Genomic DNA, 12651 nt, shown 5'->3' on the forward strand with positions numbered 1-12651 from the left:
GGAAACCGGACGGGGGTTTTATCTTTCAGGGTGGATTCTGCCTAGAGCCAATCAGGGCTCGGCAGGCCTTTTTCCTTAAGGAACGCCGGGTTCCAAAGCTTGCTCTGATAGCGTGTACCAAGGTCACACAGGATGGTGACGATGGTTTTGCCCGGGCCTAGTTCACGCGCAAGACGGACAGCACCGGCAATGTTGATCCCCGTAGAGCCCCCCATGCACAGACCTTCTTCCTTGAGCAGGTCAAACACGATCGGCAACATTTCCTCGTCCGAGATCTGGAACGGGTGATCGATCTCAACGCCTTCAAGGTTGGCGGTGATACGACCCTGACCGATACCCTCTGAGATCGAGCTGCCTTCGGATTTCAGTTCACCGAACTTGTAGTGGCTGTAAAGGGCGGCACCCATCGGATCGGCGAGGCCAATCTGGATGTTTTTGTTACGATCCTTAAGCGCCATCGAAACACCGGCAAGTGTCCCGCCGGTACCAACCGCACAGATAAAGCCATCCACCTTGCCATCGGTCTGTTCCCAAATTTCGGGTGCGGTGGTGTCGATGTGACCCCGACGGTTGGCAACGTTGTCAAACTGGTTGGCCCAGATGGCGCCATTCGGTTCGGACTTTGCAAGCTCCTCGGCCAGACGGCGCGACACATGCACATAGTTGTTCTGATCGCGATAGGGGACAGCCGGAACTTCGCGCAGATCCGCACCGAGAAGCCGCAGCAGGTCTTTCTTTTCCTGGCTTTGGGTTTCCGGGATAACGATCACGGTGCGATAGCCCAGCGCATTGCCGACAACAGCAAGACCGATGCCGGTGTTGCCAGCCGTACCTTCGACGATGACGCCGCCCGGTTTCAGAAGACCGCGCGCCTCAGCGTCGCGAATAATGGCAAGGGCTGCGCGGTCCTTGACCGACCCGCCCGGGTTTGCGTATTCCGCCTTGCCAAGAATGGTGCAGCCCGTCAGCTCGGAAACCTTTTTAAGCTTCACAAGCGGGGTGCGGCCAATGGCTTCGATGGTGCCATTGCGAATGTCCATGACAGACTCCAAACATGGTGATTTCAAATGTGTTTGATAGTTGATTGGTCTTTTTGCACACAAAAGTCAAGGCAGATTAAAAAATATAACGTAAAGTTTGTGTGATTACTGTTTTTCTGATTAATCACTTCGGCATCCTCAAGCCTCTGAATTCTGCCGAAGTCGGTCGCGGTTTAGCATCAGCCACTGAACGGCGATGGTCGTCATTGCATTGCAGAGTTGTCCATTCTGCAACATGGCAAAGCATTCTTCGGCCGATACTGTGAAGACCCGGATATCTTCACCTTCCTCGGCGACACCATGCAGCCCGCCAACATTGGTGGTATCGACCTGACCGTAAAACAGGTGGACCGTTTCAGTCGAACAGCCCGGTGTGACGTAATAATGCGAAATCAGTTCGGGCGATCCGATAAGTTCGCATCCAGCTTCTTCGAACGTTTCACGGCGTGCAACATCTTCGGCCGTTTCGCCGTCTTCTATGATGCCTGCAACGATTTCGGTCAGCCAGACCGGCATTGTTGGGTCGCTGTCGTTGACAGAAATCGCGCCGGGGCGGAATTGTTCAATCAGCACAACTTCATCGCGGACCGGATCATAGGGCAGGACGGCAACAGCGTGGCCACGTTCCAGGACTTCGCGTTGCAGGACGGGGCTTTGACAACCATCAAATCGGTCATGTTGCAGCTGATAGACATCAATCTTGCAGTAACCGTCCCAGCTTCGATTTTTGGCAATTATTTTAAATTTCATTTCTGTCACGGCGTTTCTCCCGGAAAATGTGACATTGTCGATCTATTCAGTTGATTTATCGTTGCTCTTAATATTTTGTAGTTCTTATATATTCGGGCTGATCTACTGTTATTTGATACCATGATGTTTCTCATCGTGACCATATTTGCTGGTGCGAGGGTGGCATCCGTCGGTTTCAATTGCATCAAAACTGATGTAATCTTTTGAATATGGTGCGCAGAGAAACAAGTCTTAGATAACTGTGCTTTCATTCAGGGGTTAGATGTGTCGGGGGATACAGGACGTTGATGCGGTTCGAACCAACAGAAATCGCACGTCTGTATGGGCGGTCACGCGTAGGCGTTGTTGTACACAAGGATCTCGAAGCTGTGTATGTCAACGATGCCTATGCGAAAATGCTGGGCCGTCGCGATGTCTCGGACTTTATGAGCGACCCGGACATGCGCCAGTATATTCCGCCAAGTTTCCATCACGAGGCGGACAAGCTTTCCAACAGTTTCCAGAAAAGCAGCGGTTTCCACGGCTGGAAGAAAGTCTACAACATCCGGACGGATGGAACGCCGGTCTGGATGGAAATCAGTGACGAGACCGTCGAATGGGAAGGCGGTAATGCGGTCCTGACCACGGCACAGATGATTGATAATGGTACGACTGCGATGCAGGTCGACCATATGCTGGGTCGGTCTTTTATTGGTGTCATGGTCCATCGCAACATGACTGCATTGTACGTTAATGAAAGCTTTGCCCGCCTGATGGGGGCAAAGGACGTCAGCGCCTTTATGGAAAACCCGAATATCCTCCGCTTTATCCCCGACGAAAATCGTCCGCGCGCAATTCGCCATGTCGCGGCAATTCTGAGCGGCGAAAGACGCGGCGACCGGCACCGTGTGCGCGATATTCTCGATGATGGCAGCTCGGTCTGGCGTGACCTGACCGATGAACGCATTCTTTGGTATGACGGCAAGCCGGCGATCCTGACGACTGCCCATGATGTCCGCGATGAAGTCGAAATGCATCAGCAACTTGTCCGGGCCAAAGCAAGCCTTGAACAGGCGGTAACCGAAGTCATCCGGATGGTGCCGTCGGCTGTCGCGATGCTTGATGACAAGCTTGAGGTTATTCATTTCAATCACGAGTTTTCCCGTCTTTTCGGCGGAGAAACAACGGATGGAGCCGAACCGGTATTTGATATTTCGGCACTGCATGAATGTTGTGCCGAGATGATGCGAAACGGGCATGGCCATGCCAATATCGACGAAATGCAAACACCATCGGGCCGTCTGGCTGACATCCGCATGAACATGATGGATGATGGCGGCGTCATGGTGTCGGCGACTGACATTACCGATCACAAACGCAAGGAGCAGATGCTAGACACCTTGGCATCAACCGATGCGTTGACCCGTGCGCTTAACCGTCGCGGTTTTGAAAGCGCGGTCAGCAGATTGCGCGAAATTCGCCATCTCAAGGATAAAAGCTGGCTGTTCGGGTTGATCGTTCTAGATCTTGATTACTTCAAGGATGTGAATGACACCCACGGGCATGCGGTGGGCGACCGGGTTCTTGAAAGGGTTGCCGATACCTTGCGTCAGGCGTTGCGTGACGACGATCTTGTCGTTCGTCTGGGGGGGGAGGAATTTGCGGTATTGCTGCCATCTGCGACGGCTGCGGTCACCAAGCGCATTGGCGAGCGTTTGTCGAATATGATCCGCGAAATCAGGGTGCCAATCGACAAGTCCGGTACGGAATATGTCAACGTCACGGCCAGCTTCGGCGCAACCGTCGGCGGCGAGGGCCGGCAAAAATTCATCGAACTATCAGAAGCGATGAAGGTCGCAGACGAAGCAATGTACGCCGCAAAGGATGCCGGACGTGATCAACTTGTCTTTCGCTTCGCCGGGCAAGAACAAGATAGCTGATTACCAGATCATCGATTATCATCGCCTTCCATAATGTTTTCCTGACATTCGATGCCGCAGCTATTTGGTAGTTCCGTGGCAGTTTCTGTGCGAGGCCGTAATGCGTGTTCGTTCCATGACCGTTTCTGATGCTGATCGTGTTGTTGAAATCTATGGGCAGGCCATCAAATCGGGCCATGCCACGTTTCAGGAAAATCCGGGAACCTGGGAAGACTGGGATCAGGGACATTTGCCGGAATGCCGGCTGGTTGCCTGCGACGACAATGACATCGTCATTGGCTGGGCCGGGTTATCTGGCGTTTCAAATCGCTGTGTCTATCGCGGGATTGCCGAGATATCGGTCTATGTTGACCCCGATCACCATGGGAAGGGTATTGGCAAAGCGCTGCTTTCAGCCTTGATTGCTGCCAGCGAGGAAAATGGTATCTGGTCGCTTGAAGCCGGTATTTTTCCGGAAAATGAAGTAAGCCTCGTCCTGCATAAGGCATTGGGCTTCGAGATCGTCGGCCGCAAGCGTGGGCTGGGGCGCATGGGCTATGGGCCGTTGGCCGGACAATGGCGCGATGTCATGCTGTTGCAGCGCCGCAGTCAGGTCGTTGGTGTCGACTAACTTAAAATCATATTGCGCATTTTTCCGCTTTGCGTGCGTAAATTGCGCGTGGAATGCGGTTTTTTCGAATTTGTATGTGGCTTGGTCGAAAACGTCCTTGGCACGCTTTAAATTCGCGCGGCAATAAGGTAATCAACAGGTCTGGGTAAGTGAGAACCCGTAGACGAAAATTTGCCAGGAGCGCCACCGTGAACGAGATCCGTAAAATTGCGCCTGTCGCAATCTGGGACAATTTCCAGAAACTTTGCGATACACCGCGTCCGTCCAATAAAGAAGAAGCTGTTTTAAAGCTTCTGGAAAAGATGGCCGATGACAAGGGGCTTGCGCATTTCCGCGACAGCGGTGGCAACCTTGTTGTGTCCGTTCCGGCGACTGCCGGCTTTGAAGACCGCAAAATGGTGATCTTGCAGTCCCATGTCGACATGGTGACCCAGGCCAATTCCGGATCGACCCACAATTTTGACACCGACCCGATCCGCATGGTCATGGATGGGGAATGGATTACTGCCGATAACACCACACTTGGTGCCGATAACGGCATCGGTGCGGCGGCAATGATGGGCTTCATGACCGAAGACGGTCTTGAACACGGTCCGCTTGAACTTCTGTTCACCGTTGACGAAGAACGCGGCCTGACCGGTGCGATGAACCTGGAGCCCGGCCGCCTTAAGGGTGAGATCCTTCTCAACCTTGATACCGAAGACGAGTATGAGCTTTGTGTTGGCTGTGCTGGCGGCGGTGATCTGGTCGCAAGCTATGACTACACCGAAGAAGCCGTTGGCGCAGGTCAGGTGGCCCGTGATATCGCGCTGACCGGTTTGAAAGGTGGCCATTCCGGCATCGACATCATTCTTGGTCTTGGCAATGCCAACAAGCTGATGGCGCGTTTCCTGCGCACCGCGATCCGTGATTTTGATGCGCGCATTGTTAAAATCAATGCCGGGACCGCCCGCAACGCCATCCCGCGTGAGTCGTTTGCGACCATCGTTCTGCCGGAAGGCAAGGTTTCTGATTTCGATGCGGCATTGAATGCTTTTGCCAGCGACATCAAAGATGAAATCGGCGCGATTGAACCGAAATTTGCCATTGCCGCAACCAATGCAGATGTCCCGGCAAAGGCAATGAGCGCAAAAGACTCCAAGGCGTTTAACAATGCCTGTGTCGGTGCGCCGAACGGTGTTCAGGCCATGAGCACCTCGGTTGAAGGCGTTGTCGAAACCTCGATCAATCTTGCCATCGTCAAGCTTGGCGAAGGCAAAGCCAATGTGACGCTGTCAGCACGTAGCTCGATCAATTCTGCGCGCGATGCCATGCGTGAGGTCGCAACAGCGGTATTTGAGAATATCGGCGCATCTGTTGCCTGGGGCGATGCCTATCCGGGCTGGAAGCCCGATGCTAACAGCGAAGTGGTCAGCCTGATGAAGGCGGTTCATAAGGACATGTTTGGCAAGGAACCGGAAATTCGCGTCATTCACGCCGGTCTTGAATGCGGCGTACTGGGATCGAAATACCCGCACTGGGACATGGTATCGTTCGGTCCGACCATCAAACGCGCGCACAGCCCGGATGAATGCGTCCATGTGCCAAGCGTTGCGCGCTTCTGGGATTATCTTCTGGCTGCGCTAAAGGCGATCCCGGCCAAGGGATAAGGCCTTTATCGGATTTGATGAAGTTGATGCGACTGATCGGGAAACCGGTCAGTCGCATTTGTTTTCAGCACACCATGCATCACGGGCATCAGAACCATTTCCCGGGACCAGTGCGTCAAGGTTCACAAAGCCGTTTTCACCGATGCTGGTTTCGATTTCGATCCAGAATCCCTGACTGTCGCCTGCGACATAGACGGTTTCAAAGCGCGTCAGGCGGCGAATGATGGTGTCATTGACACTTGGGCCATCGCGAAGGTTCAGAAGTTCGCGGTCGACATAATAGGGTTCGCGTTCTTCGCCAATCAGGTCCTTGACCTGACGGGTGATTTCCGTGCCTTGGCGGGCGACCAGCTCAGGGATGTCACGGGTGACAAAGCCCTGGCCGGGGCCAAAGGCAATCAGGGCGGCAAAGATTAGCAAAAATAGCGGACTAAGATGGAGCAGGGCATCGAACATGCCCGCACGCTTCCACTCGTCACGAACGCGCCGTGCCGGTTGTCCGTCATCAAGACGGCGCTGGGTTGCGCGCACCTGTTCGGCAAGGGCAGAGCGGTTTGAACCGATGAAATCAAGTGCCTGCATCAGAACAGCGCGCGCAAGCGGCTTGTTGCCAGACCGTTCAAAGGCATTGGCCTGGCTAAACAGCATTTTGGCGTTGCCTTCCGGCGGGAAAGTGCCGCCGCGCATATTGCCAACAATCGCCTTCCAGGCCGGTAAAAAGCTCTTCCAGCCCCAAAACCCGCGCAGCCACGTCTTGAAACTTGCCTTAAGCGCCATGCGCTTTGCGCCCTTGGGGGCAAGGTTGGCGGTGATGGTTTCAATATTGCAGGAATTCAGAAAACCGCGCACGACCTTGAATTCAACCTGACGCGGTTGGGCCGATACCACGCCGGTGACCGCGCACTGGATGAAGCCTTGTGCGTTGGGTTCGGTCTTTTTACCTTTGTGGCGGCGCGCACCGGGATGAATGTTGCTTTTGCGCGCATTGGCCTTGGCCTGCTGTTCGCGGTAGGCCTGATTGGCGCGGGCAAACTTTTCCTCGGCAGTTTCCTTGGCTTTTTCCTGTTTGCGCCCTGCGCCGGCAAAGCCCTGTTTCTGGCGGTTCGCATTTTGCGGACCCGCTGCGTTCGGGCCATAAGCGGTCGATGTCGCGTTGCTGGCGGTACCGGACTTTTGGGCTCCCGAGGGCGCATTGCCAGATTGCTTGGGCGGTTTACGTTCGCCTATCAGGATTTCATAGGCTTCGGTAATGTCCTTGAACCTGTCCTCGGAGTCCGGGTCTGTGTTGCGGTCCGGATGAAATTCAAAGGCCAGCTTACGATAGGCCAGTTTGATTTCCTTTGCGCTCGCTCCCGGCGCAATGTTCAGCATGCGATAATAAATGCCGAGGTTATCGGTGTTCATGATGAATGAAAATTCCTGTCAGGCATGCTTGTCAGCGCAGTAATCCAGCAAACGACAATTTTATCGATTGTATTTCGCGGTGCAATCATATGCTGGAAATCTTAACACGTTGTCACTTTTGGCTAATTGCCATATTTTCAGGAATCGCAAGTGCACGCGATGCGAACAAACAGGTAAACGCCTTGAAACTGAAATTTTGGCAACGCAAGTCTGATGCGGATGGTGATGCGCCCGAAAAGGGCGGAGGTTCCGTTGGCGTCGCCCAAGGCGAGGCACCCGAATTCGAAATGCCGCCGGGACATCACCTTGATTTCGGGACGCGAATGCGCGCGAAGTGGGAAGGGTACGACGATCCTGTTGAATACTACCTTCTGCAGCTTGAAATCGATGCCTATACCGACTGGTTGCGCAAGATGCGTGTCTGGCTTGCCCGTCCGGTCGAGCCGGAGCTGAGTGAACTTGCCCTTGATGACGAAATCGGTCGCTGGCCGCCAGATCGTATCCGGCTTTATGACAAACTGTTTGATCATGGGATCATGATGCCGGGCGGTCATGAATACGCCCTTGAGCTCGCCAAGCCGCTGGCACTTGATGAAACACTCAGTTGTCTTGAGATCGGAGCAAAGCTTGGTGGTGTGGCCCGCTTGCTGGCAGACCGTCTTGGCGTTTGGGTGACGGCACTTGAGCCGGACGGCGAGCTTGCACTTCTGGGCATGGAACGATCTGTTCAGGCCGGTGTTCAAAAGAGAGTCCCGGTTCAAACGCTTGACCCGCTTCAGCCAGAGCTTCGCAAGGGCTATTTCAACGTCGTTTATTCCTATGGCGAGCTTTATAAGATCCCGGAAAAGGAAACCTTTCTCAAAGCTTTGGCCGAAACGCTGCGCGATCACGGGCAGCTTTTGGTTACGGATTATGTTTTGACGCGTGATCTTGATGAAAATGAGTTGGCAAACTGGGCCAAGCTTGAAGGCGAAGAGCTGTTTCCGTGGACAGCACAGGAGTACAAATCCCGTCTTGGTCAGCTGAAATTCGATATCCGTATTGCCAAGGATGAGTCGGAAACGCATCTGAAGCATATCAAACTGGCGTGGATGACGATGCTTTCAGACATCCAGAAAGCCGGTCTGGACCCCGATATCATGGATTATCTGGAGCCAGAGATGGAAATGTGGATGAATCGCGTAAAAATGCTTGAAAATGGCAGCCTGGCCTTTTATCGGTTCTACGCAACGATCAACTGAGTGCTCAGGTTTAAGATCCTGAGCCGAGACTGCTGCTGGCGACGCAGAGGGGATTTGTTCCACTTTCTGTCGCCGCAACCTGTTTTAGGTGTTGACAGGGGCATGTCGTACTTCTATTTTCCGGCTTCCTCGAAGGGGCCAAGTTTCTAAGGTTTAAGATTATGAAGATCCGGAACTCATTGAAATCCGCGAAGCTGCGGGAAAAAGGCTGCCGTATCGTGCGCCGCCGTGGCCGCGTATACGTGATCAATAAAAAGAACCCGCGTTTCAAGGCGCGCCAGGGTTAATTCCCGGTACCTTGTTCTAAGGTTTTACAAAACGCCGCATCGGTTTATCCAATGCGGCGTTTTGTTGTTTGTATTCCTGGAATGATGAAGGGGGCAGCAAATGCCCCCTTTCTTTATTTGTCGGGCCGGGTTGTAAACAGCTCTGTTGTGGTATGACGTCCGCGCAAAAGCACGTCACCTGCCTTGGCGACGCGATCAGGATCGGCCAGCAGGTTACGGGTTGTCTCCGAGATCAGGATTTGTGTTCCCAGAACCTTGTTTTCCTGTTCAAGGCGAGACGCCGTATTGACGGCATCCCCGTGGACGGTGAATGACAGACGGGCTTTGGCACCGACATTCCCGGCAACCATCGGGCCGGTATTCACACCACAGCGAACCTTTAACTCAAGGCCCTCGAACTTGCGCTTTTCAACTTCGCTTTGCAGCGCAATCGCGCTATCGACAGCGGCATCTGCGTGGTTCTTTAAGTCATCAAACACGTTATAGACCGCAAGGATCGCATCGCCCTGAAACTGGGTGATTATGCCGCCATGGCGTTCGATGATCTGCGTCGCACAGTCGAAATAGTCATTAAGCATCGCAATGATCTGTTTCGGATCAAGGCTTTCGCACATCGATGTAAAGCCGACGATATCGACAAAGAGCACGGTGGCTTCGGAGGTTTGCGGCGGCAGAACGCCGGAATCATTGCCCGATGCCAACAGCTTTTTGGCAATCGATTGCGGCACGAACTTACCAAACAGGCTTGTAATGCGTTCACGATCATGTACCGCCATCATCATATGATTGAATGATCGCGCGGCATCGTCATATTCACGAATGCGGCTGCCCTTGAGTTGCGGAACATCGATGGATGCGATGTCTTCGTCTTCAAAGGCGCGCGCAGCACTGGCAAACCGGCGGATCGGCTTGGTGAAGTGTCGCGACAGGACAATGGCAACGATCACAGACAGGATAAAGACGGCACCGCCAAGAACAGAGGCCAGAACCAGTCGATCCCACTCATCGTCAAACAATTCCTGGTCAAAATACATGCCGATTACGACCGGTGAAATTGGCGCGGTTTGAACCTGGCGCGTGACGATTAGGTGATAGCGGTCATTGTACTCAAGCCCCGAAAGGCGAATACCGCTGTTGTGGCGTTCGTCATCGGGATCAAGCCGGATGCTTTCGGATTTTCCGATATTGGCAAGAACAGGGTCGCCAATGTCATGAATGGTGGGCAGGGGAATCGGGCTGCGCGCGATGTTGTCGCCATTAACCAGCTCGGTTGTTGTTTTTTCCCCCCAGTTGCGCAATCCCGGATGGGCCATGACCCGATTGCCGCCAATCAGGACAAAGGGCGTACCGGGCAAATCTTCGCGCCCGCGGATGAGGCTTTCAGACAGATTGGACAGCGAAAGATACTGAATAAACGTTCCCTGATACTGCCCGTCATAAAACAGCGGTACCCAGCTTGTCAGAACAGTGCGGTCAAAATAGGGATCCCAACGGGGATAGCCCGTGCGGTTGCTGATAGGACCGCGGATATGCGCAAGCTCGGAAAACAGCATGTCGTCTTCGGGCAGGGTTCTTCGGATGTCGCTCATGTCTTCGGGATTAAAGCCGATAAATTCACGTTCGCCGGTCACAAGCCCATAGGCCATAACACCCATGTCTGCGGCTGCAAGGGCGCGCATCGTGCTGGTCCAGCCATACTGAAAACTTGGATCAAGTGCGCCACTGGCAACCTGTTCTGCGACCCAGTCAGAACGTTGTTCGACCTCCTCCATGCGTTCATGCATGGTGCGCTGCACCGATGTCAGGTCAATATCAGCCAGCATCACCCACAGATTGCGGGTGTTTTCATAGGCCGTTCCAAGACCGACATAAAGGGATAGTCCGACGCCAAAGACACTGGTGGCGATAAAACCGGCAAGTAGTACAGAAAGGACTGAATATCTGCGTTTTGATTTCAATCGGTTTTCTTCCAGAAAAGAGGTTTTCCCCAACCCCGCGCCGATCTTAGCGGCGATCGAACTTTGTTGAAAGGATGATTGAGCTTGATGTGCGTTTTATCCCTGACATTTCCCCGATCCGGTCAAGCACGCCGTCAAGTTCCTCGGGCGTGTTTGCGGCAACCTCGGCAATCAGGTCATATTCGCCGGAAACCGCAAGGCACCGAATGCAGTGCGGGACTTTCTGAAGCGCGCCAACGACGCCTGCCGACTGTTTTTGTTCAAGCTGTATCATGACTTCTGCCAGCAAGACGGGCTTTGCCACATCACCAAGCTGAACGGTGTAACCTTTGATAACTTCAGCCTTTTCAAGGCGCTCCAACCTTTCTTGAACGGCACTGCGTGACAGGCCGACTTCACGCGCCAAGGCAGCGGTGGGAATGCGGGCATTTTCCTGCAGGCGTGCGATCAGTTGGCGGTCAACTTCATCAATCTGACGTTTCATCGGTTTTACCCATTAAAATGACGGGGTTTTATTGTGTTTTAACAGTATTGCCGGGTTGAAAGCGTTCGTCCAGCGGCGGAACATTATGACGGTAAAAACAAAAACATGATCAGGGCAGGTGCGACATCGACGGTGAAGGTGTCTGCTTGTTCGGGAGTTAGAGAAAATGAAAAAGATTTTGATCCTCGGCGCCGGGAAAATTGGTCGAATTGCTGCGGTGATGCTCAATGAAAGTGGCGATTATGCGGTGACGCTGGCCGATGCCAGTGGCGAAATGCTGGAAATTTGTGCCGAAGACAACGCAGCGACGTTGGTAAAAGTAGATGTCACAGATGAGGCTGCACTCACCGATGTTGCCAAAGGGCATGATGCGATCCTGTCGACATGCCCGTTCTTCTTGAATGTGGCGATTGCCCGTGTCGCACGCGCGGTTGGGGCATCTTATTTTGACGTTACCGAAGATGTCGAAACCACCCGCGCCATTCGCGAAATTTCCAAGGGTGCGCAATGCGCCTTTGTCCCGCAATGTGGTCTGGCGCCCGGATTTATTTCCATCGCGGCTCATGACTTGTTCAAGCGGTTCGATCACGTAAACAAGCTTCGTTTGCGCGTCGGGGCTTTGCCGCAAAACCCGACCAACCGTTTGAAATATAACCTGACCTGGTCGACCGACGGGCTGATCAACGAGTATCTGAACCCGTGTGAAGCGATCCTGAATGGCAAGCGGGTCGAAGTGCTGCCCCTCGAAGGTTATGAGCGCTTTACTATTGACGGTACGGAGTATGAGGCCTTCAATACATCGGGTGGCGTGGGCGCGCTGTGTGACATGCTTGAAGGCAAGGTTGATAACCTTGACTACAAGACGGTGCGATATCCGGGGCATCAGGAAATTCTTAAAATCCTGATCGAGGACCTCAGACTTGGCGAACGTCCCGGGATGATGAAGGAAATCTTCGAAAATGCCCTGCCAGTCACCAAGCAGGACGTGATCGTGATCTTTGCCGATGCCGTCGGCACGCGGCGCGGAGAGCTTTGTGAAGAGAGCTTTATTCGCAAGGTCCATGGCACGCGCGTTGGCGATATGGACTGGTCTGCGATCCAGATTACGACATCGGCCGGATTGTGTGCCGTGATGGATATGGTTCTGACCGGTAAATTGCCGACAACCGGTTATGTGCGACAAGAAGAAGTCAGGCTGGAAGATTTTCTGGCAAACCGGTTTGGTCGATACTACAGCCACGCTGGTTGAGTACGCCCAACGACCTGCATTCGATATTTTGTACCGAAGCCCTCCGGAGTTAATTCCGGA

The 12651-nt window shown here is 53.5% G+C and carries 11 protein-coding genes; 6 read left to right on the forward strand and 5 right to left on the reverse strand.

Annotation, left to right across the window (positions count from 1 at the left end; all coding sequences use genetic code 11):
• Positions 1–41 precede the first annotated feature (41 nt).
• Positions 42–1040 (reverse strand): cysteine synthase A, encoded by a 999-nt coding sequence (locus WBY09_RS09515; protein WP_197145070.1) that lies wholly within the window; start codon positions 1038–1040, stop codon positions 42–44.
• A 138-nt stretch (positions 1041–1178) separates the two neighbouring features.
• Complete coding sequence (locus tag WBY09_RS09520; RefSeq protein WP_197147686.1) at positions 1179–1790, reverse strand: NUDIX domain-containing protein; 612 nt, start codon at positions 1788–1790, stop codon at positions 1179–1181.
• A gap of 287 nt (positions 1791–2077) precedes the next feature.
• Here WBY09_RS09520 and WBY09_RS09525 point away from each other — a divergent pair, with 287 nt between their 5' ends.
• The 3 genes from WBY09_RS09525 (at position 2078) to WBY09_RS09535 (ending at position 5968) form a co-directional block, all read left to right on the forward strand.
• Entirely contained in the window at positions 2078–3709 is a 1632-nt protein-coding gene (locus tag WBY09_RS09525; protein WP_336232602.1) for a sensor domain-containing diguanylate cyclase, read from the forward strand.
• Positions 3710–3809: 100 nt separating this feature from the next.
• Entirely contained in the window at positions 3810–4319 is a 510-nt protein-coding gene (locus WBY09_RS09530) for a GNAT family N-acetyltransferase (RefSeq protein ID WP_336232604.1), read from the forward strand.
• A 188-nt stretch (positions 4320–4507) separates the two neighbouring features.
• Positions 4508–5968 carry an aminoacyl-histidine dipeptidase gene (locus WBY09_RS09535; RefSeq protein ID WP_336232605.1) on the forward strand — a complete coding sequence of 487 codons (1461 nt, stop codon included), beginning with the start codon at positions 4508–4510 and terminating at the stop codon, positions 5966–5968.
• 48 nt (positions 5969–6016) lie between these two features.
• Here the strand turns inward: WBY09_RS09535 and WBY09_RS09540 are convergent, their stop codons facing one another.
• Complete coding sequence (locus WBY09_RS09540; RefSeq protein ID WP_336232606.1) at positions 6017–7372, reverse strand: DnaJ domain-containing protein; 1356 nt, start codon at positions 7370–7372, stop codon at positions 6017–6019.
• Between the two features lie 182 nt (positions 7373–7554).
• On the opposite strand from WBY09_RS09540, the gene WBY09_RS09545 reads away from it, so the two are divergent.
• Together WBY09_RS09545 and ykgO are read left to right on the forward strand one after the other, a co-directional pair.
• Complete coding sequence (locus WBY09_RS09545; protein WP_336232607.1) at positions 7555–8613, forward strand: methyltransferase domain-containing protein; 1059 nt, start codon at positions 7555–7557, stop codon at positions 8611–8613.
• A gap of 161 nt (positions 8614–8774) precedes the next feature.
• Positions 8775–8900, forward strand: a complete 126-nt coding sequence (gene ykgO, locus WBY09_RS09550; protein ID WP_007090004.1) for a type B 50S ribosomal protein L36 — start codon at positions 8775–8777, stop codon at positions 8898–8900.
• 113 nt (positions 8901–9013) lie between these two features.
• Here the strand turns inward: ykgO and WBY09_RS09555 are convergent, their stop codons facing one another.
• Together WBY09_RS09555 and WBY09_RS09560 are read right to left on the reverse strand one after the other, a co-directional pair.
• Positions 9014–10858: an adenylate/guanylate cyclase domain-containing protein gene (locus tag WBY09_RS09555; protein ID WP_336232608.1), complete on the reverse strand. Its 1845-nt coding sequence runs from the start codon at positions 10856–10858 to the stop codon at positions 9014–9016.
• 46 nt (positions 10859–10904) lie between these two features.
• Positions 10905–11342 carry an Lrp/AsnC family transcriptional regulator gene (locus tag WBY09_RS09560; RefSeq protein ID WP_120224880.1) on the reverse strand — a complete coding sequence of 146 codons (438 nt, stop codon included), beginning with the start codon at positions 11340–11342 and terminating at the stop codon, positions 10905–10907.
• Positions 11343–11484: 142 nt separating this feature from the next.
• On the opposite strand from WBY09_RS09560, the gene WBY09_RS09565 reads away from it, so the two are divergent.
• Positions 11485–12591 carry a saccharopine dehydrogenase family protein gene (locus tag WBY09_RS09565; protein WP_286792235.1) on the forward strand — a complete coding sequence of 369 codons (1107 nt, stop codon included), beginning with the start codon at positions 11485–11487 and terminating at the stop codon, positions 12589–12591.
• Positions 12592–12651 lie beyond the last annotated feature (60 nt).

Source organism: Thalassospira sp. CH_XMU1458, from assembly GCF_037027205.1.
GTDB lineage: Bacteria > Pseudomonadota > Alphaproteobacteria > Rhodospirillales > Thalassospiraceae > Thalassospira > Thalassospira tepidiphila.